Raw genomic sequence first — 25,878 nt, forward strand, 5'->3', positions numbered from 1 at the left:
CATCAATGAAGTGCTAGCCCATTATGAGTAGCACTTCATTTGCCAAAAAAACCTTTAAAAGTATTAAAGGTTCAGCCCAAAAAGCCCTTCATCGCAGTTTAGATCAACACGTAAAATTGGCCGTAACCGGTCTAAGTGGCAGTGGTAAAACCGCGTTTATTACCGCACTTGTTAAGCACCTTACAACACAAAGCGATGATAAAAACTTACCGTTTTTTGATGTAATGCGAGAGCACCGCCATATAGCCACCAAAGTGGTGCCGCAAGAGGCGTTAAAAGTGCCTACGTTTGACTATCCGCGGGCGCTTAATGCCTTGCTCCCAACTGATGGGATGCCTACATGGCCTGCATCAACCGAGCGCATTAATACCCTGCGTTTAGCGATTAAATACCAAAGTGCCTCAGGCTTACGTGGGCATTTTTCGCCGCAATCTACGCTGTATTTAGATATTATTGACTACCCTGGTGAGTGGCTGCTTGATTTACCTATGCTTGAGCAAAGCTATAGTCAGTGGTGCGAGCAACAATACCCGCTGTTACTTCAGCACCCGCGTGTGAATACCTCTACTGAATTTTTAAACGCGCTTGAACAGCTTGATTTAAATGCCCCTGTAGATGAAGGCTTACTTGCACACATTGCAGCGCTTTATCAAATTATGCTGGTGGGCCTTAAAAAAGATACTAAGCTTGCCATGTTACAACCTGGGCGCATGCTAATGCCTGGCGACTTACAAGGTGCGCCGCTTTTGTTGTTTTTTCCGGTAAATGCGCAGCATATAAAAAGTGATGAGGTAGTGCCCGGCTCTAACTTAGCGCATTTAATTAAGCGCTTTAACGCCTATGTAAAAGAGGTGGTTAAGCCATTTTATAATGAGCACTTTAAACACTTTGACCGCCAAATTGTGTTGGTAGATGTACTCAGCGCTTTAAACGAAGGCCACGAAACACTCCAAGAGCAAAGTAGTGTAATAAACCAATTACTCGCACATTTTAATTATGGCGAGTCGGGCTTTTTTAAGCGTTTATTTAAACCCAACATAGATAAAATACTGTTTGCTGCAAATAAGTCAGATCATATAAGTGCAAAGCACCATAAAGACTTAGCACTACTACTTGACTCGCTAGTGCATGAGCAAAGTAATCACTTAAAGTTTGATGGCGTACAAATAGAAACCATGGCAATGTCGTCAATTGCAGCAACGCAGCCGCGCCAAGTGGCCGATAAAGGCCAAACGCTTGATTGTATTTATGGTAAACCATTAAACGAGCAAGATTGGCTTACTTATTTACCCCCACAGCCACCAAAGCGCATGCTTAATAAAAATGAGTGGCCAGCGCAGGGCTTTGACTTTTTATCGTTTGCGCCTATGCCAAACCCCGATAAGCAACTTAAGCATATTCGCCTTGATCATGTGATGCAGTACTTGTTAGGAGACAAATTATCATGAACGACACACAGCAAACTTTTCAAGCAGGTAGGCGAATTGATAGCCAAGCTGATGAGCAGGTTGAGGCGACGCTTGCTCCTGCAAAAATAATTACCCAAGGTCAAAGTGAATACATTGAAGAGCCTGAAGATGAACTACTTGATGAAGAAATAGACCTAGAGCCGGTATATAAAAAGTCTAAATGGCAAACGCTTAAAGGGGTGTTTGCTGTAAGCTTTTTAGTGTTAGTGCTTTTAGAATTTGCTTATTCGTTAGTGTTTGCGTTTCAGCAGTCGGTCATTTTAGGCGGCGTGTATTTAACGGCGGTGGTAAGCGGTGTGTTGCTAATTGGGCGCATGCTATGGCGCGAATACAGAATGCTGCGCAGTTTAAAGCGTAATCAGTTACACCGCCAAGAAGCCGACAGACTCTTAAATAGTGAGCAAGTAGGCGGCGCATTACCCTGGCTTGAAAAACTAAATAAGCACCAGCAGCTCGACAACTTCGACGTGTTTAAGAACCAAGTGACCACCCATCATAGCGATAAGGAAATAATGACCCTTTACGCAAATAGCTTGCTTATAACGCAAGACACGCAAGCTAAAAAGCTTATAAACCGCTTTGCGACAGAGTCAGCGTTGCTTGTTGCCCTAAGCCCCCTTGCGCTGGTGGACATGATGGCGGTGCTTTGGCGCGGTACTAAGTTAATAGAGCAAATTGGTAAAATTTATGGCATTGGTTTTGGTTACGCAAGCCGCATTAAGCTCTACCGTATGCTTATAAAACAAGTGATGTTTGTAGGCAGTGCTGAGCTTGTATCTGATTTAGCAGCCACAGCACTCAGCGCTGAGCTTTTAGGTAAGCTCTCGGGACGTGCAGCGCAAGGTGTAAGCGCTGGTATTTTTACAGCACGTATTGGTTACAAAGCAATGGAGCTTAGCCGCCCATTACCACGGCTTGAAAACAAACGCAGCTTGTTAAAAAGCACAGTGCAAAGTATTGCCAGCAAAATCATGAGCCGTAAAAAGGCCGAGCCAACGTCCTAAAGTAGCAGTGGCAATATTTGTGTACAAAACCGCGCTGAGCGGTTTTTGCACAAATAGCCATCTGAGCATCCGGCATGCTTGTGATTTAAACTGCGGTGCGTTTTATTTATGTAATTGACACACATAATAAAAACGAGAGCACACAATGAGCAAGCAGCATATTAATACCCAATGTATTCATGGCCCGCAAAAAGCAAATGATCCGCATGGCGCACTCACGTCGCCTTTGTATCAAACCTCTACCTTTCATTTTGAAAATGCAGCACAAGGTGCCGCGCGTTTTGCAGGCGATGAGCCCGGTTATATCTACACCCGCCTAGGTAACCCAACCACCACCGAACTTGAGCAAAAAGTAGCACAGTTAGAGTGCTGCGAAGCTGCTGCTGCTACCGCCACAGGTATGGGCGCTGTATCGGCGTCGGTATTAAGCTTTTTATCGCAGGGCGATCATTTAATTGCATCAAGTGCATTGTATGGATGTACTTTTGCGTTTTTTGCTCACATGTTACCGCGCTGGGGAATAGAAGTTACTTTTGTTGATATGACCAACGAGGGCGAGCTTCGCGCTGCTATAAAACCTAATTCAAAAATGATATTTGTAGAAACGCCAATCAACCCCACAATGGCAGTCATTGATTTAGCCTTAATTGGCGCGCTCGCTAAGCAACATAATTTAATTAGTGTGGTCGACAATACCTTTTTAACGCCACTGCTGCAATCACCTAAGCAGTACGGCATAGATATTATTGTGCACAGTGCCACTAAGTACTTAAACGGCCATGGCGATGTAGTAGCGGGGCTTGTGTGTGGAACGCATGAGCACATTACCTTAATAAAAATGACGGTACTTAAAGATATTGGTGCCACCATAAGCCCGCACGACGCATGGCTTATTAATCGCGGATTAAAAACTCTAGCCATACGCATGGAGCGCCATTGCCAAAGCGCGCAAACGGTTGCCGAATATTTAGAGGCGCACCCACAGGTTAATATTGTTTATTACCCTGGGCTTAAATCGCACCCTGGCAACAAATATATAGGCAAGCAAATGAAAGCCGCAGGCGGCGTTATTGCATTTGAAATTAAAGGCAGCCTTGCTCAAGGAGCGCAGTTTATAGATAGCATGAAGCTTTGCACACTTGCTGTAAGTTTAGGTGATGCCGAAACGCTTATTCAGCACCCCGCATCAATGACGCATTCCCCTTACACACCCGAGGAGCGAGCAGCCGCAGGCATAAGTGATGGCTTAATAAGACTCTCTGTAGGGCTTGAAGATGTTAACGATATTATTGACGACTTAAACCAAGCTTTTACATTAATTTGTTAGGTGTATTTATTTGTGTACAGTTTAATTTGCCCTTAACGCCTTTAATTTAGTGGTTGTATAATATTAATGCCGGTGGTGTAATTTTAACTATACACTTTAGGGGATCGTGCTAAATGTAGATATCCGCCTAACTATTAAACTTTTCTTCACTTTTGCATAGTATGGCTGCATTAGATATTCACTAATCTTGAGTATCACACTGACACACATTTAGGGCTTAACCCCAAGAAGGTTATTATGGCTAAAGCAAGTAAATACACCTCTAAAACACCCGATGAAAACGGTGTTATTCATTGGAGCGAAGAAGAAAACAAAATTTGGTCTGAGCTTGTTACGCGCCAACTTGCGTGCATAGAAGGCAAAGCTTGTGATGAGTACATGGATGGGCTTAAAAAAATAAACCTACCACACGATCGTATCCCGCAATTAAGCGAGCTTAACGAAGTGCTTCTTGCCACCACCGGTTGGCAAGTAGCGCCTGTACCTGCGCTTATCGATTTTGATGAATTTTTTAGGTTATTGGCAAACAAACAATTTCCGGTAGCGACGTTTATTCGTAGCCGAGATGAGTTTGACTACCTGCAAGAGCCTGATATTTTCCATGAAATATTTGGCCACTGCGCTATGCTAACAAACCCTGACTTTGCCGAATTCACACACAAATACGGCCAGTTAGGGTATGCAGCGCAGAAAAAAGATCGTGTATACCTTGCACGTATGTATTGGTTTACGGTTGAGTTTGGTTTAATGCAAACCGAAAACGGCCTGCGTATATACGGCGGTGGTATATTATCAAGCCCGGGTGAAACCCAGTACGTGTATTCAGATACACCAGAGATAACGCCTATGAGCGTAATTGATGTGCTTCGTACGCCGTACCGCATAGATATTATGCAACCACAGTACTACACCATTAATTCGATTCATGATCTGTTTGATATATCGCAAATGGATATTATGACTTTGGTTGAGCAAGCTAAAGCGCTTGGTTTGCACGACCCAAAATTTCCACCTAAAGAAAAATTAGCCGGTTAACTTTAATTTAAAAAGAAACGCTAAAGTAAGGATTTAAAATGTCTTCATTAAGTGAACAAAAATGCGAAGCCTGTCACGTAGATGCGCCAAAGGTATCTGAGGAAGAGCTTGCCCAACTTATTACAAAAATTCCAGACTGGGTACCAGAGGTACGCGACGGCATTATGCAACTTGAGCGTGTTTATAAGTTTAAAAACTTTAAGCAAGCTATGGCGTTTACCAATAAAGTAGGTGATATGGCAGAAGATGAAGGCCACCACCCTGGTTTATTAACCGAGTGGGGCAAAGTAACCGTAACGTGGTGGAGCCATTCAATTAAAGGCCTGCACAAAAACGATTTTATTTGCGCAGCTAAAACAGACGACGTATTTAACGCGCTGTAATTAAAAAATTAATTGAGCAGACTAAAAAGGCACTTTTCAGTGCCTTTTTTATTGCATCAAAATTGCGCTGTTAAATAAAGCGCTTATTTAACATGTCATCGTGTTCGGCCATATCCCACGGAAGCTCCCCTGGGCTGTTACCTAAAAAGTGCAAGTAATTCTCAAATTGATCAAGAATGTCCTTCACAATATCATCTTCACTGTAGCCATACACATCGTAAGATAACCCACCGCGGCGTAAGAAAACATCTGCCTTGTAATACATCTCGGAGTTATCAACATCCGGTTTTAGCTCAGTGTAGGCAAAGCTTGGCATTGGGTGCTCAGTAAGGCGAATATCATACACAAAATCAACATGTTCATGGCGTAGTACGGTTAAATGGGCGCGGCCTAAGTCAGTATCAAAATCTACCTCGGCATGCCACTGGCGCGCTTTTAATTCTGCTTGAACAGCTTGCATTGCTTGTACCACCGCACTACTAATGAAGGTATGCACTTTTTCCTTATTCGGATAATTAACCATAGCGGCTAACCGGCGCTTCCAATGAGATAGGTTAACATTACGGCTATTGAGCGCATGTGCTTGTAAGCTCGTATCGCGATGGCCTTCAATGGTAAGTGCGCGCCAAAGTCCCGCGGTTGCAATAAGCATAATAATAGCAAAGGGTAGGGCACTGGCTATTGTCATGGTTTGCAGTGCACTTAGCCCACCTGCTACTAATAAAACAGCAGCCACAGCGCCCTCAAGCACAGCCCAAAACACCCGTTGCCATGCCGGCGTATCAATACTCCCGCCAGAGGCGAGGGAGTCAATAACTAACGAGCCCGAGTCAGATGAGGTTACAAAAAAGGTAATAATTAAAATAACCGTCAGTAGCGAAATAATAAACGATAACGGTAGCACTTCAAATAATTGAAATAGCGCAACGGCATGGTTTGCTTGAACATCGGTTATTAAAGTATTAAACCCTTCATTCATTATTAAATTTAGCGCGGTATCGCCAAATACAGAAAACCATAAAAAGGTAAAAATAGTCGGAACTAGCATCACGCCCACAACAAATTGCCTAATGGTTCTGCCGCGGCTAATTTTAGCGATAAACATACCAACAAAGGGTGCCCACGCTATAGTCCAGCCAAATATAAATAGAGTCCAGTTACCAATCCAATCACTACGGCTATAGGCTTGTAAATTAAAAGTACGCTCAACAATACCGCTGAGGTAGCTGCCTGTATTTTGTAAAAACGATTCAAGAATATGAATAGTTGGGCCAATAAAAAACACAAAGGCCATTAATGATACGGCGAGTGTCATGTTTATTATAGATAAACGCTTCACACCTTTATCCATACCTGCTACGACAGAAAACGTTGCCGCTGCGGTAATAATAACAATAGCGGTAATTTGCACCGTGGTATTAATAGGGATGCTTGGCCATAAGTAGTGCAGCCCGGCATTAATTTGAGTAACCGAAAGCCCTAACGTTGTGGCAATACCAAATAACGTGCCTAATATGGCAAACACATCAACAGTGTGCCCAATAGGGCCATATATTTTATCACCAATAAGTGGATACAAGGCTGAGCGAATAGAAAGCGGAAGGCCGTGGCGAAATGCAAAGTAAGCAAGCACTAAACCAACAATCCCATAAATTGCCCATATATGAAAACCCCAATGAAAAAATGCAATTTGCATAGCCTGCTTAGCGGCATTAACGGTTTCTGCGGCGCCTGCCGGCGGAGATGCATAATGGAGGACGGGTTCTGCTACACCAAAATAAAGTAATGCGACTCCGTAACCGGCCGAAAATAACATGGCAAACCATTCACCAAAGCTGTATTGGGGTTGCGCATGATCAGGACCCAGCTTGATATTTCCCCAGCTGGAGGCGGCAACACAAACGATGAAAACTAAGAAGATGGCAACTGATAACATATAAAACCAGCCAAAGGTTTCTGTTATCCACTTGAGGGCGACACTGAATGCTTGCCCTGCCAGTTCAGGGTTGCTACTTGTACCAATGACCAAAAGCAGAATAATAAATACCGCGGGCAAAAATACCGGTAGCAAAATAGTTGAGCGTAAAGCAGTTTTTGTCATATTAATCCTTAATATTAATTGCTAACTTTCAAGTATGCTTTACTACCTTATTATATCTTGGGTGTGTTGGCTAATTCAGTCGTTTGTTTGTAAACGTATATTGCTTTGAATTAAGGTTGAGTTGAGCACAGAGAAACCCAACGGTTTAGCTATTTAAGAGATAAACTATAATCTAAACAAAAAAGCTCTAAACCCAAAGGGCTTAGAGCTTTCTAAATTTTGCTAAAACACTAAGCTTTAATGTGTCGTTGGGTTTCGTTTCACTCAACCCAACCTACGTTTAACACCAATCAGCTTAGGGCTTACAGCTAAAAGCTTATCGCTTCTTTTAATCATCAATTGAGCGTAGTAGGGCGTTGATGCCTACCTTTTCACGTGTTTGCTTATCTACTTTTTTCACGATGATTGCAGCGTATAGGCTGTGAGTGCCATCTTTTGATGGTAGTGCGCCTGGCACAACTACAGCGCCTGCTGGTACTCGGCCGTAGTGAATTTCGCCGGTTTCACGGTCGTAAATACGGGTGCTTTGGCTAATGTAAACGCCCATTGAAATAACAGCGCCTTCCTCTACTACTACGCCTTCAACAATTTCAGAACGTGCGCCAATAAAACAATTGTCTTCAATGATGGTAGGGTTAGCTTGTAGTGGCTCTAAAACGCCGCCTATGCCCACGCCGCCCGATAAGTGTACGTTCTTACCAATTTGTGCACACGAGCCAACAGTTGCCCATGTATCAACCATGGTGCCTTCATCAACGTAGGCGCCAATGTTCACATACGATGGCATAAGTACGACGTTTTTACCTACAAAGCTGCCTTTACGTGCTACAGCATTTGGTACTACGCGCATGCCACCTTGCTGAAATTGCTCAGGTGTGTAGTCGCTAAATTTAAGCGGTACTTTATCGTAAAACTGGTTTACGCCGTCGTTCATTGGTTGGTTATCGCGAATACGAAATGATAATAAAACGGCTTTTTTAAGCCATTGGTGTACGACCCATTCGCCTGATATTTTTTCAGCAACACGGGCTGCACCGCTATCAAGAAGCTCTAGTGCGTCAATAATCGCTTGTTTTACATCGCTAGATACACTGCTTGGGCTAATGCTATCGCGGTTGTCCCAGGCGTTTTCTATCATGGTTTTTAAATCTGACATGGTGTGTCCTTATTCTGTTTCGGCGTTGAATTTTTTACGTAATGCCTGATGAATTTTGGCTTGCTCTTCATCAGTCAGCGCTTGGTATTCGTTATTTGATACGACAAAGAAATCCTCTGCACGTTCACCTACCGTTGTAATACGGGCTGCGTGAATGTGTAATAAATGCGCTTGGAAAACTTCGGCAATTTTAGTAAGTAAACCTGGTATATCAACAGCTTGAATTTCTATTAGGCTGCGATCTTTACGTGCATGAGGGCGCAGCACTATTTTAGGTTTAATATTAAAGTCTTTAAATCGTTGCGAGCGATTCTTTTTAAAGCGTATTTTTTTACGTGGTTCGCTAAGTGCTTGCTCAAGCCCACGTTTAATTGACTGAGCACGGCTACTTGCAATAGGGTCGCCGCTCACTTCAAGTATTACAAAGTTAAATAGGGCGTAGCCATCTTTGGTAGTAAGCACTTGAGCGTGTTGTATTTGCGCCTTTTTAGAACCAATTACGCTAACTAAACGAGCGAATAACGGCCCAGAGTATGGGCTATAAGCAAACACTTGCGTGCCACCATGCATTGCTTTATCAGAAACAATGACACTGGGTAGGCTTAAGTCTGCGCATTTTAATAGGTGCTCGGTTTGCCATGATATTTGCTGCTCGCTAAAGGCAGTAAAGTAATTGGCTTTAAAGCGGCTCCAAATTAAATCAATTTGGTTTTCTAGGTAGCCCAAATTAAGTAAGCGCTGTTTAGCTTGGTGTTTTTTATCGCGTATTTGGTCGCGTTGATCCATTGGGTTTTCAAGCCCTAGGCGTAATGCGCGCTGAGTATGCAAGTATAACTCGCGTAGTAGAGTGTTTTTCCAATCATTCCATAAGTTGTCGTTGGTTGCGCGTATATCGGCAACGGTTAAACAATAGAGGTAATCGAGTTGGCGCTCTGTTTTTACGCGTGAGGCAAAGTCTTTAATAACACCTGGGTCATTTATGTCTTTACGCTGCGCAGTGACCGACATAAGTAAATGGTTACCAACTAGCCACGATATAAGCTTGCCATCAGATGATGGGAAGCCATGTAATTTAGAAAAAGCAATGGCATCCACTGAGCCTAGCTCTGAGTGGTCGCCGCCACGCCCTTTAGCAATATCATGAAAAATACCCGCTAAATAAAGCAGCTCTGGCTTATCCATACGGGTTACTATTTCGCTACAAATAGGAAACTCGCTCACTTTAGATTTATCAAAATATTGGTAAATATTATTGATTAATTTATGGGTGTGCTCATCTACTGTGTAGGCATGAAATAAGTCAAATTGCATTTGCCCAAATATATTACGCCACTGCGGTAAATACGCGGCCAACATGCCGTGTTTGTGCATGAGCGTGAATGCGCGGCCCATGCCGTTAGGGTGTTTTACAATACGCATAAATGCCTCGCGACACGCTGCGTAATCTTGTAAGTCACCTAATAGGCGCCTGCGTACTTGTCTAATGGTACGAATAGTACTTGGGTAAATATGGGTAATTTCGGGGTTGTCGGCAATATGCTCAAACAAAACAAAAAGTTGATCGCGTCTAAAAAATACCGATGGGTTTTTAACCCTAATTTGGTGCCCAACGCGTTCAAAGTCTTTGTCTAACTCAATCACTGGCGCTTCGCTGCTCTCTGGCATAATACTTTCTTCAAAGTACGATAGCAGCATTTGGTTAAGCTCGCGTACGCGGCTCATAATTCTAAATAAGCGTTTCATCATACGCTCAACCGAAGCTTTACCATCGCTACCAAAGCCAAGTATTTCAGCTGTGTGTGGTTGATGGTCAAACAACAAACGGTTTTCTGAGCGCCCAGCGGCTAAATGCAGTGCAAAGCGAATATTCCAAAGGTTTTCTAGGCACTCCGAAAGCTCCTGAAACTCTTCATGCGTTAAGTAGCCGTGGCTAATTAGCTCTTGTAGGGTTTCGGCTCTAAAGTGCTTTTTAGCAACCCAAATAATGGTTTGTAAATCGCGAAGACCACCGGGGTTTTCTTTTATGTTTGGCTCTAGGTTGTAAGCAGTACCGTGGCACTTTTTATGGCGTAGGTTTTGCTCTTGCACTTTGGCTACAAAAAACTCGCCTGAGCGCCAAACCGGGGTTTCTATAATATGCGTTTTGAGTTTTTCAAACTCAATGTGATTACCAAAAATGAGCCTACTTTCGAGCAAGCTGGTGGCAAAGGTAACGTCTTCACGTTTTTGCTCTATGGCTTGTTCAATGGTACGCACACTGTGGCCTATCTCTAAATTGAGATCCCATAGCATGGTAACAAACTGGCCTATTTTTTCGCATATTTGCTCGCTAGGCGGCTGCGTAACAAGCAATAAAAAGTCAATGTCGGAGTAGGGGTGTAGCTCGCCACGGCCGTATCCGCCCACGGCAATAAGGGCAAGATCAGGCTCGTGAGCTAAATCGTAAACATGAAACAGTTTAATTAGCAGGCGGTCTATAAACTCAGCCCGGGCATTAATTAAATTACCAACTGGTTGCTTAGAAAATTCGTTATGTAACCACTTATAAAAATAGCTAGAACAATCGCGATAATCGCTCAGTTGCTCAGCATCGCTAAGCAACTTTTTTACTTTGTTGGGTAATGCCACGTGGGCTGGCTCCTTATTGAACCGTTAGCATTGATAAATAACCTGAACGTTAAGTAATAAGTTTATCCCAAGCGGCTATTTTTAGTGTTAACAGTGTTGAATCTACTTGCAAATAGGCTCGCTATTTGGCGCGTCAATTCGATTTGTTTTCACTGAAAATCCCCGGCTTGGGAAAAATAAATTAAATATTACATATAATTCAGTATGTTATTAAATATATTAACCAGATTAGAGGTTAAATACTTTTATCAAGTGGCTCGGTTTTTATTAGTGTTCGATAATCCTGTCGATAGTATCATCTGATCGCAGCGTTAAAATTTCAACACCATTTTCAGTCACTAATAGGGTGTGTTCCCACTGTGCAGACAAACTACGGTCGCGTGTAACTACAGTCCACTCGTCTTTTAAAAGTTTACACTGGCGTTTACCTGCGTTAACCATTGGCTCTATTGTTAAACACATACCAGCTTTAAGTGTTTCGCCAGTACCTGCTTTACCGTAGTGCATTACTTGAGGTTCTTCGTGAAATTCGCTACCAATACCGTGGCCGCAGTATTCACGTACAATTGAGTAGTTAAAGCTCTCTGCGTATTTTTGAATTGCTTCACCAATATCGCCTAAACGCACACCTGGTTTTACCATTTTAATGGCAAGGTATAAGCTTTCTTGCGTTACTTGTGCAAGGCGTTTACCTTGAATGTTTGGCGTACCTACATGAAACATCTTTGAGGTGTCGCCGTGGTAACCGTCTTTAATTACGGTTACATCAATGTTGACACTATCGCCATCTTTTAGCGGTTTGTCATTTGGAATACCGTGGCAAATTACATGATTTACAGAGGTACATACCGACTTAGGAAAACCGTGGTAATTTAGTGGCGCAGGGATAGCATCTTGCACATTTACAATATAATCATGACAAATTGTATTTAGCTCATCAGTAGTCACACCTGGCACTACATGTGGTTCAATCATTTCAAGTACGTCTGCCGCTAAACGCCCGGCTACACGCATTTTTTCAATTTCTTCAGGGGTCTTGATCACAGCGCTCATTGAGGCTCCAAAGTTGCGTTTTTTAACATTTATCGTCGCACAAATTTTGCACGCGACGTTGAGTATTTAATTTTAATATGGTATAAAGCGCGCCGTCTTTTTACAAATAAATTCTTAAATGATTTTTTGTATTTAAGGCAAACACAATTTTATTTTAACACACACACGTATCGTCACATACACTTGGGTGCATTTGAAGTTTAAATACTTCGGTGTTGGTGCTATGGGATATGTGGAGGCCTAACCCTAAACTACATAGAGGATTTACAAAATGGCAAACGTTTCAATGCGCGATATGCTTCAAGCTGGTGTTCACTTTGGTCACCAAGCACGTTACTGGAACCCTAAGATGAAGCCTTTCATCTTCGGCGCACGTAACCGTGTACATATCATCAACCTTGAGCAAACAGTACCAATGTTCAACGACGCACTTAAGTTTTTATCAAGTGCTGCTGCAAACAAAGGTAAAGTTCTTTTCGTTGGTACTAAGCGCGCAGCAAGCGAAGCAGTTAAAGAAGCTGCTTTACAAAGCGACCAGTTCTTCGTTAACCACCGCTGGTTAGGTGGTATGTTAACTAACTGGAAAACAGTTCGTCAGTCAATCAAGCGTCTTAAAGACCTTGAAGCTCAAAGCCAAGACGGTACTTTCGAGAAGTTAACTAAGAAAGAAGCGTTAATGCTTACTCGCGAAATGGAAAAGCTTGAAAAGAGCCTTGGCGGTATCAAAAACATGGGTGGCCTTCCAGACGCTATCTTCGTTATCGATGCTGATCACGAGCACATTGCTATCCGTGAAGCAAACAACCTAGGTATTCCAGTTGTTGCAATCGTTGATACTAACTCTAACCCAGACGGTGTTGATTACATCGTACCTGGTAACGATGATGCTATCCGTGCAATCAACCTTTACACTAGCTCTGTTGCAGCTGCTATCACTGAAGGTCGTGAGAACAACATCGTTGCTCAAGCTGAGAAAGACGACTTTGTAGAAGCTGAGTAATTAGCTGTCATCAAGTCTTCATCTTTTTAAGGTGAAGACTTGCTATTCTTGTAGAGCGGTTTACCCGCTTATCTAATACCTGATTTCAGATTTGAGGATTTACTAATGGCTGTAACTACTGCCCTAGTTAAAGAATTACGCGAGCGTACTGGCGCTGGCATGATGGATTGTAAAAAAGCGTTAACTGAAACTGATGGCGACATCGAGTTAGCGATTGAAAACATGCGTAAGAGCGGTGCTGCAAAGGCTGCTAAGAAAGCAGGTAACATTGCTGCTGAAGGTACTATCATCATCAAGCAAAACGATGGTGTTGCAGTACTAGTAGAAGTTAACTGTCAAACTGACTTCGTAGCAAAAGACGAAAGCTTCTTAGCGTTTGCTAACAAAGTTGCTGACGCTGCTATCGCTGAAACAATCACTATCGAAGACTTACAAGCTAAGTTTGAAGAAGACCGTGTTGAGCTAGTAACTAAGATTGGTGAAAACATTAACGTACGTCGTCTTCAGTACATCACTGGTGAAACACTTGTTGAATACCGTCACGGTGAGCGTATTGGTGTTGTTGTTGCAGGTGTTGCTGATGAAGAAACACTTAAGCACATTGCAATGCACGTTGCTGCTTCAAACCCAGAGTACTTAACGCCTGAAGATGTACCTGCTGACGTTGTAGAAAAAGAAAAGCAAGTTCAAATCGACATCGCGATGAACGAAGGCAAGCCTGCTGAAATCGCTGAAAAAATGGTTGTTGGCCGCATGAAGAAATTTACTGGTGAGGTTTCTCTTACTGGTCAAGCTTTCATCATGGAGCCTAAAAAATCTGTTGGCGAAATTCTTAAAGAGAAAAACGCAACAGTTACTAGCTTCGCACGTGTAGAAGTTGGTGAAGGTATCGAGAAGAAAGAAGAAGATTTTGCTGCTGAAGTTGCTGCTCAAATTGCAGCTGCAAAAGGCGAGTAAGATTAACTATTTGTGATGCATAAGGAAATTAGATGCCATTAAAGTACTATTTGCTTTTGCGTCACGCTTAGAAATTCTTTAAAATAACCGCGCTTTTATGTTTATCATAAGCGCGGTTATTTTTTACCCATAATTTAATAAAAAGTTGGCCCCAATACTATGACTATCAATCGTAAACCTATTTTTAGACGTGTTCTTCTCAAATTAAGTGGTGAAGCTTTAATGGGAGACGAAGGCTTCGGCATCGACCCAAAAGTGCTAGATCGTATGGCCCAAGAAATTAAAGAGCTGGTAGAACTCGACGTAGAAGTGGGTTTGGTTATCGGCGGTGGTAACTTTTTACGTGGCGGATCACTAGCAGAAGCTGGCATGAACCGCGTAGTTGGTGACCACATGGGTATGCTTGCAACCGTAATGAACGGCCTTGCAATGCGTGATGCACTACACCGTGCATTTGTTAATTGTCGTTTAATGTCGGCAATCCCTCTAAACGGTGTATGTGATGCATACAACTGGGCTGAGGCAATTAGCTTATTAAAATCTGGCCGCGTTGTTATTTTTGCAGCAGGTACGGGTAACCCGTTCTTCACTACCGATTCTGCTGCGTGTTTACGCGGTATTGAAATTGAAGCCGACACTGTAATTAAAGCGACTAAAGTTGATGGCGTATTTAGTGATGATCCGGTTAAAAACCCAGAAGCCACGCTTTACCGTCACTTAAGCTACAATGAAATTATTGATAAAGAACTAAAAGTAATGGATTTAGCGGCGTTTACACTCGCTCGCGATCATAATATGCCACTGAGCGTATTTAACATGAATAAATCAGGCGCCTTAAAACGCGTAATTATGGGTGAAGAAGAAGGCACACTTATCTCTTCACAAGCCTCAGATGAAGTAATCAAATAATTAGGATTAAACCGTGATTAACGATATTCAAAAAGATGCGCAAGAGCGCATGCAAAAAAGTGTAGCAGCACTAGGTAGTCAACTATCAAAAATTCGTACAGGTCGTGCTCACCCAGCAATTTTAGACGGTATTATGGTATCGTACTACGGTGCTGATACACCGCTTAACCAAGTGGCTAATGTAACGATTGAAGACTCTCGTACGCTGGCTATCGGCGTATTCGACAAGTCTTTAGCGCAAGCTGTAGAAAAAGCAATTATGGCGTCTGACTTAGGTTTAAACCCGATGTCTGCTGGTACAGTAATTCGCGTACCACTTCCTCCGCTTACAGAAGAGCGTCGTAAAGATTTAATTAAAATTGTACGTGGCGAAGTAGAAAGCGGCCGTGTGGCTGTACGTAACATTCGTCGTGACGCTAATGGCGATGTAAAATCTTTATTAAAAGATAAAGAAATTTCTGAAGATGAAGCGCGTCAAGCAGAAGATACAATTCAAAAGCTTACAGATAAATTTATCAAAGAAATGGATGCACAACTAACAGCGAAAGAAGCTGAGTTGATGGAAATCTAAACAGCTAAATAACCTCAATGCAGGTTATGAAATATATTAGTTTTGGAACGCCGTCTAGGGTATACTAGGCGGCGTTTTTTTATGGAATACTCAATATTTATGGTTCTAGACGCTGATACAATTTCACAGCAATGTTTACCTAAACATGTTGCCATCATCATGGATGGTAACGGGCGTTGGGCGCAAGCTAGAAATAGACCTCGTGTGTTCGGGCATAAAAAAGGCGTGGACGCAGTTCGTCAATCTGTTCAGTTTTGTACTAAATTAGGGATACAATCGTTAACCTTATTTGCTTTTAGTAGTGAAAACTGGCGCCGCCCCGAAGACGAAGTAAACACTTTAATGGAGCTTTTTTTGTTTGTTTTAACAAAGGAAGTAAAAAAGCTTCATAAAAATAATGTAAAACTGACCATTATTGGAGATTTATCACGATTCTCTGAAAGTTTACGTAGCAAAGTAAACGCTGCGCATGAGCTAACAGCAGATAACACCGGTTTGCATTTAAATGTGGCCGCTAATTATGGCGGTAGATGGGATATGGCAAATGCAGCAAAGCAACTAGCACTACAAGTTGCAAACGGACAACTCAAGGCAGAGGATGTTACAGAAGAGCGCTTAGCACAGCATATGAGCATGGCAGACCAAGCGGAGCCGGATTTACTAATTCGCACGGGTGGTGATGTTCGTATTAGTAACTTTTTACTATGGCAAGCTGCTTATGCGGAGCTTTACTTTACCGAAACTCTTTGGCCTGATTTTAATGAAGCAGCATTTGCTGAGGCCATTGCGTGTTACGTTGCCAGAGAGCGACGTTTTGGTTGTACGGGCGAACAAATAAAACAATTACTCGCTCAAACCTAAAATAGAATAAGGGTCACTATTTTGTTAAAACAACGAATTTTAACCTCGGTTGTATTAGCGCCGTTAGCGCTAGCCTTGGTTTTTTATACTCCACTAACATTGTTTAGTTATTTTGCCGGTATTATTGTTTTACTTGGCGCGTGGGAGTGGTCTGCTTTTATGGGCCTATGCACAAAATTAAAACGTGGTGCGTTTGTGGTGTTAATTGGCGCGTTATTGGCGCTACTAAATTTACATTGGCCGATTGAATCACTGTGGCAAAACGGCCAGCTGGTCGGGGATGCAAATTACTTATTTACGCTCTCGTTTGCTTGGTGGATTGTGGCCAGTTATTTAATTTGGCGCTACCCAGCCATGGCCAAAGCATGGAACGAAGGCTTGGTAATGCGCGGCATTGCCGGGCTGCTTACTTTAATCCCACTTTGGCTTGCACTCAATACCTTACGTAGCGCGCAATACGCTGAATCTACGCACTTTGGCTCGGTACTGATTTTAGTGGTACTTGGTATTGTATGGAGTGCCGATGTAGGGGCTTACTTTACAGGCAAAAGTTTTGGTAAACACAAGCTCATGCCAAAGGTGAGCCCTAACAAAACTATCGAAGGCCTAGCAGGCGGTGTGGTTGCATCGATTGTATTTGTTTTAGCTTTTTGTCATTTTACCGGTGTGGATTTTGCTGTATGGCCTATTTATGCCGTAATGACCGCCTTTATAGCCTTGTTTTCGGCTGTTGGTGATTTACTCGAAAGCATGTTTAAACGTGAAGCCGGCCTAAAAGACAGTGGTCGCTGTTTACCCGGCCACGGCGGCATTTTAGATAGAATTGACAGCTTAACCGCAGCAGCCCCAATGTTTGTAATGTGCTATGCATGGACCTTGAGTTTATGAGCCAACAGCAACAACTTGTTATTTTAGGCGCTACAGGTTCAATTGGGTTAAGTACATTAGATGTTATAGCGCGAAACAAAGCGCTATTTAACGTATTTGCCCTCACTGCAGGCCACAATGCAAAAAAAATGGCTGAGCTGTGTATTGAGCACGAACCGTTATATGCGGTTATGGCCACACAAAGCGCTGCAGAGCAATTATCATCGTATTTAAATAATACGCCATGCCAAACCTTAGTAATGCACTCACAGCAGGCTATGAGTGATTTATGTGCGCATCCCGATGTCGATACCGTCATGTCAGCTATTGTTGGCGCTGCCGGCTTACTGCCCACACTAAGCGCCGTTGAAGCAGGTAAAAAAGTACTGCTTGCCAATAAAGAATCGTTGGTTATGTCAGGGCAGTTGTTTATTGATAAAGTAAAACAGCATAAAGCCACGTTGTTACCTATTGATAGCGAGCACAACGCTATTTTTCAGTGCTTACCTCATTCACTTCAAAACGCAAACGCTGATCAAAATTTACAAGAGCATGGCGTAAGTAAAATATTGCTTACCGGCTCTGGTGGACCATTTTTAACGCGCGATATAAATACCTTAAAAGAGGTAACGGTTAGTGAAGCCGTCGCTCACCCTAATTGGTCTATGGGGCAAAAAATATCGGTAGATTCAGCCACCATGATGAACAAAGGGCTTGAATTTATTGAAGCTAAATGGCTGTTTAATTGTGACACCAGCGACATTGATGTGGTGATCCACCCGCAAAGTATTATTCATTCTATGGTCCAATACCACGATGGCTCCATTTTAGCGCAAATGGGTAACCCCGATATGCGCACACCTATTGCACATGCACTCGCTTACCCAGATCGAATTAACGCCGGCGTAAAACCACTCAACTTTTCGGATATTTGTGATTTTTCGTTCACAAAGCCTGATTTTGCGCGTTATCCAAATTTACAACTTGCTATTGATGCGTGCAGCGCAGGGCAAGGCGCAACCACAACGGTAAATGCAGCAAACGAAATAGCGGTTGCGGCATTTTTAAAAGGCCAAATTGGCTTTACTGACATTTATAAAATTAATGCACAAACGCTTGATGCGGCCACATTCACTAACGTACAAAGCCTAGATGAAATATTAGCGTGTGACCAACAAGCCCGCCAACGTGCAGCGGACCTAATAACAAAAGTGACTCATTAATATGTTAGATTTTTTTTGGAATCTTGGCTCGTTTATTTTAGCGCTGGGCATTTTAGTTGCTATTCATGAATATGGGCACTTTTGGGTGGCCCGTAAAATGGGTGTTAAAGTGCTGCGCTTTTCGATTGGTTTTGGTAAACCGCTTTTAAAGTGGCACGATAAATACAATACAGAATACGTAATTGCTGCTATTCCGCTGGGTGGCTACGTTAAAATGCTTGATGAACGCGTGGATGAAGTGCCAGAAAATGAGCGCCATTTGTCATTTAACGCTAAATCGGTTCAGGCCCGTATAGCCATAGTGGCAGCCGGCCCGCTGGCTAATTTTTTATTTGCTATTGTGGCGTTGGCGGCTATGTACATGGTAGGCGTGCAATCGGTAAAACCTGTAGTGGGTAGTATTACCGAAGGTAGCAGAGCAGAGCAGGCGGGCATTATGCCCTCTGAACAAATTATTAAAATTGGTGATGACACGATTGCCACCTGGCAAGATGCAACTTTTGCACTTATGTCGAGCTTAGGTGAGCAAAGCGTGCCCGTAGTAGTGCGTAACGAAAACTACCAAGAGCAAACAAAAATGCTTAACGTAGAGGGTTGGAAGCTCGATCAACAAGACGTGCCGCCACTGAGTTCGTTGGGTATTGTACCGTTTAGACCGCAAGCCACATTAACCATTGCGGCTATTACTAAAAATTCAGCAGCCGAACTGGCTAATTTGCAGGTTAACGATACGATTATCGCTGTAAATGGTGAAACAATAAGCGATTGGCAGCAATTAGTTAATCTTATTACGCAATCGGCTAACAAATCTTTACAATTTAGTGTAAAAAGACAAGATAGTATAAATAGCGTAACAGTAACGCCTAAATCGCGCATTAATGAGCACGGTATTGAACAAGGGTTTTTAGGTGTTGCGCCGGTTGTTCAACCTTGGCCTGAGGGCTATGTTGAAACCCGAAGCTTTGGTCCACTTGATAGTATTGCTCGTGGTACCCAAGAGACCTGGCGCCTTATAACGCTTAGCTTTGACATGATTGGTAATTTAATTACAGGTCAGGTTTCGGTTAAAAATTTAAGTGGCCCTGTGGGCATTGCAGTTGGTGCAGGAACTAGCGTAAGCTACGGGCTAGTCGCCTTTTTAAGCTTTTTAGCGCTAATAAGCGTTAACTTGGGTGTATTTAATTTATTACCTCTGCCAGTGCTTGATGGTGGACACTTAATGTATTACATAATTGAACTTTTCCGTAAAAAGCCGGTCTCTGAAAAGACACAAGAATTTGGTTTTAAAGTGGGCGCCTTGCTGCTCATATTTTTAACATGTTTCGCTTTGTTCAATGATGTATCGCGTTTGTAGTTACAGCGTGACAATTACTAATTAGAACACGATTGTAAGCATCACTAATTATTAGTTTTGATGTTAAGCGGTAATACAGTTGTAAAGGATAAAGATAATAAAATGGCTATAAAAAAACATTTGGCAGTTTCAAGTTTATTGGGTGCAAGTTTTGCAGCCCTGGGCCAAAACTCCTTTATTGTTGAAGATTTAAAAATTGAAGGTTTGCAACGTGTAGCACTTGGTGCAGCACTAACGCATGTTCCTATCAATGTGGGCGATAACGTTGATGACTATACGATTTCAAAAACAATAAAGTCACTTTATCGTTCAGGTCACTTTGACAACATCAAAGCGTTACGCGATGGTAATAACGTTATTTTTAAAGTGACTGAGCGTCCTACTATTAGCTTTATTGAGTTTGAAGGCAATAAAGATATAAAAGACGAGCAGCTTAACGAATCACTCGATCAGCAAGATATTCGCCAAGGTGAACCGCTTGATAAAACCGTTATCGATAATATCGAAAAGGGGTTGGTTGAGTTTTTCCACAGTATTGGTAAATACAATGCCACCGTTGATATTAGCGTAACTAAGCTGCCACGTAACCGTGTAAAGCTTAAGCTAGAATTTGACGAAGGCGAAGCCGCCTCTATTCGTCAAATCAACTTAGTGGGTAACGAATTATTCTCTAACGAAGAGCTTTTAAAGCTTGCTGAATCGCAACAAGATTTACCGTGGTGGCAGTTTATGGGTAGCGACCGTTACCAAAAACAAACCATTGAAGGCGATTTAGAAAAAATTCGCAGCTTTTACTTAGACCGCGGTTACTTACGTTTTAATATCGATTCTACGCAAGTATCAGTAAGTCCTGAGCGCGAATCTGTGTATGTAACTGCTAACTTAACAGAAGGTGTTAAGTACACAGTTAAAGGTTTTGACTTTATCGGTGATTTACTTGGCCGAGAAGAGCTAATCAAAAGCGTTATCCCACTTCGCGCCGGCGAACTTTACAATGGCTCAGTGGTGACCTCATCTGAAGAATTTATCAAAAGCTACTTAGCGCGCTTTGGTTATGCCAATGCCGAAGTACGCACAATTCCAGAAATTGATGATGAAAAACAAGAAGTGCAACTTACGCTTTCGGTAAATCCGGGCAAGCGTGTGTACGTACGTCGTATTATTGTAGGTGGTAACCAAAATACCGCTGATGAAGTACTTCGTCGCGAAATGACACAACTTGAAGGTGCGTGGTTATCTAATCAAAACCTTGAGCGCTCAAAGCTGCAAATTCAACGTTTACCGTACATGGAAACTGTTGACTTTAATGTAGTACCAGTACCGGGTGTAGATGACCAAGTAGACGTAGATTTTACAGTAAAAGAGCAATCGGCAGGTAGCTTTAACGCGGGCTTAGCGTATGGCTCATACGCAGGGCTTCAGTTTAATATTGGTGTGACCGAATCTAACTTTTTAGGTACGGGCAATCAAATAGGCTTAAACTTAAATACCTCTACTGGTTCTGAGAGCATTAGCTTGTCGTACACCGACCCTTACTTTACGCCAGATGGTGTATCGCAAGGCAGCAGTATTTTTTACAACAACTACGATGCCAGTAAGTTTAGCTTAGTAGATTATAAATCAACAAGTTACGGTATTGGTACTAATATTGGTTTCCCAATTGATGCGGTAAACCGTGTTAACTTTGGCGTACGTTGGATTCAAGAAGAACTTTCAGAAATTGCCGAGTACGAACAAACTCGCGTACTACGCGAAACCTTCTTAGATGAAGAAAACCCAGATGCTGGCTTTGACTTTACTAAATATGAGCTAAGTGTTGGTTGGTCGCGTATCACAGTTAACCGTGGTTTATTCCCGACAGCGGGTTCGCGCCAAACATTAAATTTAACAGCCACAACGCCTAACTCTGACCTTCAGTATTTTAAACTGAACTACGATTCGCGTTTTTATTGGCCAATATCGAATGACCACCGCTGGGTGTTCTCAACACGTGCAGCGCTAGGTTACGGTAATGGTTATGGCTCAACAAACGGTTATGAGCAAACACTGCCATTCCAAGAGTACTTCCGTATAACAGAAATGGAACTACGTGGCTTTGACCGTAATACAATATTACCGCGTGCGGTATCACGTGTTCCTTTATCAATCCCTGGTACGCCAGGTGCTGATGGTACTACAACAGGTAGCATTGGTGGCTCTGATGAGTTTGATATTTTAGTACCACAAGGGCGTATTGGTGGTAATGCAAAAGCGGTTGCAGGTATGGAGCTCATTGTACCTACGCCGTTCTTAGATGAAGAAAACACCAGCTCTGTACGTACCAGTTTCTTTGTAGATGCTGCCAACGTATGGGATACTGAATTTAACGTTGACCGTTTCCAAAACTTAGCGCCAGATGAGCGTGCTAAGTTAGATGATTACTCTGATCCAATGCGCTTTAGAGTATCAACCGGTTTATCTTTACAATGGATCTCTCCAATGGGTCCAATGCTGATTAGTTTTGCGTATCCATTGCAAAAAGAAGAAGATGACGATACAAAGACCATCAGCTTTAATATTAGTAACACTTTCTAAAGGAGTTTTTTGTGAAAAAATTATTTAAATCAACAGCAGTAGCCGTGTTAGCAACATTGATGATGGGCACCTCTGCAAGTGCATTTGCCCACAAAGTAGGCATTGTTGATATGCAAGAGATCTACAAGCAAATTCCTCAAATGGCTAAAATTGAGCAGTCTTTACAAACTGAGTTTGCTGAGCGTCGTCAAGAGCTTGAAAAACTACAAGGCGACATTCGCTTTGAAGCAGAAAAATTTAAGCGTGAAAGCACTACAATGAGCCAAGCTCAAAAAGATGCACTACGTGATAAAATTCAAGGCATGCAACAAAACCTTGCTGAAAAAGGTCGTCCTTTAGAGCAAGAAATCAAAGCACGTCAAAACCAAGAGCTTGCTAAAGTTCAGGGTTTAATCGTTAAAACAATTGAAGAAATTGCTAAAGATGGCGACTTCGATGAAGTTAAAGTTAAAGACACTACTATTTACTTTAACCCTAAAGAAGTAACTGATCTTTCAAGCAAAGTTGTATCAGCAGTTAGTAAGAAATAATCACTCTATGCAAAATTATACGCTTTCGCACATTGCGGAACTTCTAGGCGCCGAACTTCAAGGTGATGGCGCTTTAGAAATTACAAAAATAGCTACACTTGCAAATGCCCGTTCTGGGCATATTGCATTTTTAGCGAACTCAAAATATCGTACGCAGCTTGAAACCACACAAGCCAGCGCTGTTATTCTTAGTGAAGCCGATGCACCGTATTTTAGTGGCGCAAAAATCATTGTTGGAAATCCGTATGTGAGCTACGCAAAGCTTGCACAATTTATGGATACAACCCCGCAAGCGGCGCAGCAAGGTATACACGCTAGTGCGACTATTCACCCAAGTGCAACGGTAAGTTCAAGTGCTGCCATTGGCGCAAATGTAGTTATAGAAGCCGGTGCTGTGATTGGTGATAACGCACAAATTGGTCCGAACAGTTTCATCGGTGAACGTGTTAAAATAGGTTCTGGCACAAAGCTTTGGCCGAGTGTGACTATTTATCACGATGTTGAAATTGGCGCTGATTGTTTATTTCAAGCAAACAGTGTGGTTGGCAGTGACGGATTTGGCTATGCAAACGAGCGCGGGCAGTGGGTTAAAATTCCTCAGCTAGGCTCTGTGATTATCGGCGACAAGGTTGAAGTGGGCGCAAGCACAACAATTGACCGCGGCGCACTCGATAACACGATTATTCATAGTAATGTGATCATCGATAACCAATGTCAAATAGCACACAACGTTGAAGTTAACTCGGGTACTGCAATTGCAGGCTGTACTGTACTAGCAGGTAGTGTAACCATTGGTAAAAACTGCCAAATAGGTGGCATGACCGCAATTAATGGTCACATGTCAGTATGTGATGGTGTTATAATTACCGGCATGAGTATGGTGACTAAATCGATCACCGAGCCGGGTATTTACTCATCTGGTATGCCCCATACAACTAATAAAGAATGGCGTAAATCAATTGCCCACTTGCGTAATCTTTCAGACATGAAATCACGTCTCAAAGCGCTTGAAGCATTGGCTAAGTCATAACGTTGAACACTAATAAGGATGCTATTTTGGCAAACGAATTAAATAGCCTTGATATTCAAGAAATTTTAAGTTTATTACCACACCGCTACCCGATGCTTTTAATTGATCGTGTAATTGACTTTACGCCTGGCGAGTCACTGCATGCGATTAAAAATGTATCGGTTAACGAGCCTATTTTTACTGGCCACTTTCCAAATCAGCCAATTTTCCCTGGTGTGCTAATATTAGAAGCCATGGCGCAAGCCACCGGTTTATTAGGATTTAAAACAGTAGAAAACCGTAGCGATAACGAGCTTTACTTATTTGCTGCAGTCGATAACGCACGTTTTAAACAGCCAGTTATACCGGGCGATACAATGCATTTACATGTAGAGTTTTTAAAAGAGCGTCGCAATATATGGAAATTTGCCGCTGAAGCAAGAGTCGACGGCAAGGTTGTATGTAGTGCCGAAATTATGTGTGCGAGAAGAGAGTTTTAATAGTGATCCATTCTACAGCAATAATCGAACCTGGCGCTAAACTAGGCAACAATGTCTCAGTTGGTCCATATAGCTATATTGGCAATGATGTTGTGATCGGTGATGACTGTATTATTGAGTCTCACGTTGTTATTAAAGGGCCATCTACTATTGGTTCTGGCAATCATATTTTTCAATTTGCGTCAGTAGGCGAAGCCTGCCAAGACAAAAAATATAACAACGAACCAACCACTCTTATTATGGGCGATAACAACGTTATACGTGAGTGTGCAACCATTCACCGTGGTACTATTCAAGACCAAGGTGTTACTAAAATTGGTAGTAATAACTTATTTATGGCGTATACCCACGTTGCTCACGATGCCGTAATTGGTAATAACGTTATATTTGCTAATAACGCAAGCGTTGCAGGCCACGTGCATGTAGGCGATTGGGTTATTTTAGGTGGTAACTCAGGTGTGCATCAATTTTGTAAAATTGGTGATCACGCATTTATTGGCATGTACTCAGGCGTTAATAAAGACGTACCGCCATTTGTAACCACCATTGGTATGCCAGCAGGCCCTGCAGCGACCAATAAAGAAGGTATGAAGCGCCGTGGCTTTGAAAGCGACGAAATTATGGCCGTACGCCGTGCTTATAAAGCGTTTTATCGTAAGAGCTTAAGTGTAGACGAAGCGATTGCCTCACTAAGTGAAGATGCCGCTAAGTACCCTGCAGTACAAACCATGATTGATTTTGTGAAAAGCTCTGAGCGCGGTATCGTAAGATAAGCGCCTTATGCTTTTAAAAAAAACCACCTAAGAGTAATCGACGGTGGTTTTTTATTGCCTATAAAATATTTTAATTCAGTACACACTCAGCCACGTAAGGTTAACCTTTGCGCGAATTTTTATAATTAAAGCGCATCTATGTCTTTTACTAAGTTAATTTTTACCCTCAGTTTTTTATCAATTTTAGCTGCGTGTAGCAGCCAACCTATAGTTACCTCTACTAATGGCGAGCGTACTCAGTTAGGTAAAGCCTCTTATTACGCTAATAAATACCATGGTCGCACAACAGCAAACGGCGAAACATTTAGCCAAAACGCATCCACTGCTGCGCATTTAGAATTACCCTTTGGTACAAAAGTGAAGGTTACAAACTTGGCAAATAACAAATCGGTGATCGTGAGAATAAACGATAGAGGCCCGTACGTTAGAGGGCGGGTTATTGATTTATCGTTAGGTATGTTTAAAAAAATTGCCGACCCTAAAGTCGGCGTTATAGATGTATCAATCAGCGTTTTAAATGATTAACTTGGTCTCTGGATAATATATCTATCTCAAGCAGCTATTTTTAGCGCTAACTGCGTTGAATTTTCTTGC

The 25,878-nt window shown here is 42.3% G+C and carries 23 protein-coding genes; 19 read left to right on the forward strand and 4 right to left on the reverse strand.

Going from position 1 to position 25,878, the window contains the following annotated elements:
* Window positions 1-23 precede the first annotated feature (23 nt).
* From SJY38_RS03810 to SJY38_RS03830, 5 genes are all read left to right on the forward strand, one after another.
* Window positions 24-1,448 carry a YcjX family protein gene (locus tag SJY38_RS03810; RefSeq protein ID WP_377109301.1) on the forward strand — a complete coding sequence of 475 codons (1,425 nt, stop codon included), beginning with the start codon at window positions 24-26 and terminating at the stop codon, window positions 1,446-1,448.
* The gene (locus tag SJY38_RS03815) at window positions 1,445-2,473 is read left to right on the forward strand and encodes a TIGR01620 family protein (protein ID WP_377109302.1); all 1,029 of its coding nucleotides are present in this window, start codon (window positions 1,445-1,447) and stop codon (window positions 2,471-2,473) included. Before SJY38_RS03810 ends, SJY38_RS03815 begins: the two co-directional genes overlap by 4 nt.
* A gap of 145 nt (window positions 2,474-2,618) precedes the next feature.
* Complete coding sequence (megL, locus tag SJY38_RS03820) at window positions 2,619-3,800, forward strand: methionine gamma-lyase (protein ID WP_154945306.1); 1,182 nt, start codon at window positions 2,619-2,621, stop codon at window positions 3,798-3,800.
* Window positions 3,801-4,037: 237 nt separating this feature from the next.
* A complete protein-coding gene (phhA, locus tag SJY38_RS03825; RefSeq protein ID WP_273589080.1) occupies window positions 4,038-4,835 on the forward strand; it encodes a phenylalanine 4-monooxygenase in 798 nt (265 codons plus the stop codon).
* A gap of 38 nt (window positions 4,836-4,873) precedes the next feature.
* Window positions 4,874-5,218 (forward strand): 4a-hydroxytetrahydrobiopterin dehydratase, encoded by a 345-nt coding sequence (locus SJY38_RS03830; protein WP_004586913.1) that lies wholly within the window; start codon window positions 4,874-4,876, stop codon window positions 5,216-5,218.
* A 70-nt stretch (window positions 5,219-5,288) separates the two neighbouring features.
* On the opposite strand, the gene SJY38_RS03835 is transcribed toward SJY38_RS03830, so the two are convergent.
* The 4 genes from SJY38_RS03835 to map all read right to left on the reverse strand — a co-directional run bounded on the left by SJY38_RS03835 (window position 5,289) and on the right by map (window position 12,189).
* Window positions 5,289-7,319, reverse strand: a complete 2,031-nt coding sequence (locus SJY38_RS03835; protein ID WP_377109303.1) for a BCCT family transporter — start codon at window positions 7,317-7,319, stop codon at window positions 5,289-5,291.
* A 328-nt stretch (window positions 7,320-7,647) separates the two neighbouring features.
* A complete protein-coding gene (gene dapD / locus SJY38_RS03840; protein WP_377109305.1) occupies window positions 7,648-8,475 on the reverse strand; it encodes a 2,3,4,5-tetrahydropyridine-2,6-dicarboxylate N-succinyltransferase in 828 nt (275 codons plus the stop codon).
* A 9-nt stretch (window positions 8,476-8,484) separates the two neighbouring features.
* The gene (gene glnD, locus SJY38_RS03845; RefSeq protein ID WP_024033810.1) at window positions 8,485-11,103 is read right to left on the reverse strand and encodes a [protein-PII] uridylyltransferase; all 2,619 of its coding nucleotides are present in this window, start codon (window positions 11,101-11,103) and stop codon (window positions 8,485-8,487) included.
* A 267-nt stretch (window positions 11,104-11,370) separates the two neighbouring features.
* Window positions 11,371-12,189: a type I methionyl aminopeptidase gene (map, locus tag SJY38_RS03850; RefSeq protein ID WP_223230592.1), complete on the reverse strand. Its 819-nt coding sequence runs from the start codon at window positions 12,187-12,189 to the stop codon at window positions 11,371-11,373.
* 238 nt (window positions 12,190-12,427) lie between these two features.
* On the opposite strand from map, the gene rpsB reads away from it, so the two are divergent.
* The 14 genes from rpsB (at window position 12,428) to SJY38_RS03920 (ending at window position 25,809) form a co-directional block, all read left to right on the forward strand.
* Window positions 12,428-13,156, forward strand: coding sequence for a 30S ribosomal protein S2 (gene rpsB / locus SJY38_RS03855; protein ID WP_004586918.1), 729 nt, complete (start codon window positions 12,428-12,430; stop codon window positions 13,154-13,156).
* A 105-nt stretch (window positions 13,157-13,261) separates the two neighbouring features.
* Window positions 13,262-14,113 carry a translation elongation factor Ts gene (gene tsf, locus SJY38_RS03860; protein ID WP_004586919.1) on the forward strand — a complete coding sequence of 284 codons (852 nt, stop codon included), beginning with the start codon at window positions 13,262-13,264 and terminating at the stop codon, window positions 14,111-14,113.
* Between the two features lie 159 nt (window positions 14,114-14,272).
* Window positions 14,273-15,022 carry a UMP kinase gene (gene pyrH, locus SJY38_RS03865; protein WP_039972186.1) on the forward strand — a complete coding sequence of 250 codons (750 nt, stop codon included), beginning with the start codon at window positions 14,273-14,275 and terminating at the stop codon, window positions 15,020-15,022.
* Between the two features lie 13 nt (window positions 15,023-15,035).
* Window positions 15,036-15,593: a ribosome recycling factor gene (frr, locus tag SJY38_RS03870; protein WP_004586921.1), complete on the forward strand. Its 558-nt coding sequence runs from the start codon at window positions 15,036-15,038 to the stop codon at window positions 15,591-15,593.
* Window positions 15,594-15,674: 81 nt separating this feature from the next.
* Window positions 15,675-16,454 carry an isoprenyl transferase gene (locus tag SJY38_RS03875; RefSeq protein ID WP_004586922.1) on the forward strand — a complete coding sequence of 260 codons (780 nt, stop codon included), beginning with the start codon at window positions 15,675-15,677 and terminating at the stop codon, window positions 16,452-16,454.
* A gap of 21 nt (window positions 16,455-16,475) precedes the next feature.
* Window positions 16,476-17,342, forward strand: a complete 867-nt coding sequence (locus SJY38_RS03880; protein WP_248450648.1) for a phosphatidate cytidylyltransferase — start codon at window positions 16,476-16,478, stop codon at window positions 17,340-17,342.
* Complete coding sequence (ispC, locus tag SJY38_RS03885) at window positions 17,339-18,544, forward strand: 1-deoxy-D-xylulose-5-phosphate reductoisomerase (protein ID WP_029773686.1); 1,206 nt, start codon at window positions 17,339-17,341, stop codon at window positions 18,542-18,544. The genes SJY38_RS03880 and ispC overlap by 4 nt, the downstream gene beginning before the upstream one ends.
* A 1-nt stretch (window position 18,545) precedes the next feature.
* A complete protein-coding gene (gene rseP, locus SJY38_RS03890) occupies window positions 18,546-19,898 on the forward strand; it encodes a sigma E protease regulator RseP (RefSeq protein ID WP_004586925.1) in 1,353 nt (450 codons plus the stop codon).
* A gap of 102 nt (window positions 19,899-20,000) precedes the next feature.
* A complete protein-coding gene (bamA, locus tag SJY38_RS03895; RefSeq protein WP_054983479.1) occupies window positions 20,001-22,472 on the forward strand; it encodes an outer membrane protein assembly factor BamA in 2,472 nt (823 codons plus the stop codon).
* 11 nt (window positions 22,473-22,483) lie between these two features.
* Entirely contained in the window at window positions 22,484-23,002 is a 519-nt protein-coding gene (locus SJY38_RS03900) for an OmpH family outer membrane protein (protein ID WP_024033815.1), read from the forward strand.
* A 7-nt stretch (window positions 23,003-23,009) separates the two neighbouring features.
* Complete coding sequence (gene lpxD / locus SJY38_RS03905; RefSeq protein ID WP_054983473.1) at window positions 23,010-24,032, forward strand: UDP-3-O-(3-hydroxymyristoyl)glucosamine N-acyltransferase; 1,023 nt, start codon at window positions 23,010-23,012, stop codon at window positions 24,030-24,032.
* A 26-nt stretch (window positions 24,033-24,058) separates the two neighbouring features.
* The gene (fabZ, locus tag SJY38_RS03910; RefSeq protein WP_004586929.1) at window positions 24,059-24,511 is read left to right on the forward strand and encodes a 3-hydroxyacyl-ACP dehydratase FabZ; all 453 of its coding nucleotides are present in this window, start codon (window positions 24,059-24,061) and stop codon (window positions 24,509-24,511) included.
* A gap of 2 nt (window positions 24,512-24,513) precedes the next feature.
* On the forward strand, window positions 24,514-25,284 hold the full coding sequence (gene lpxA, locus SJY38_RS03915; protein WP_029773689.1) for an acyl-ACP--UDP-N-acetylglucosamine O-acyltransferase: 771 nt from the start codon (window positions 24,514-24,516) through the stop codon (window positions 25,282-25,284).
* 138 nt (window positions 25,285-25,422) lie between these two features.
* On the forward strand, window positions 25,423-25,809 hold the full coding sequence (locus SJY38_RS03920) for a septal ring lytic transglycosylase RlpA family protein (RefSeq protein WP_289156716.1): 387 nt from the start codon (window positions 25,423-25,425) through the stop codon (window positions 25,807-25,809).
* Window positions 25,810-25,878: the final 69 nt, after the last annotated feature.

It is taken from the genome of Pseudoalteromonas sp. R86517 (assembly GCF_042466295.1).
GTDB lineage: Bacteria > Pseudomonadota > Gammaproteobacteria > Enterobacterales > Alteromonadaceae > Pseudoalteromonas > Pseudoalteromonas atlantica.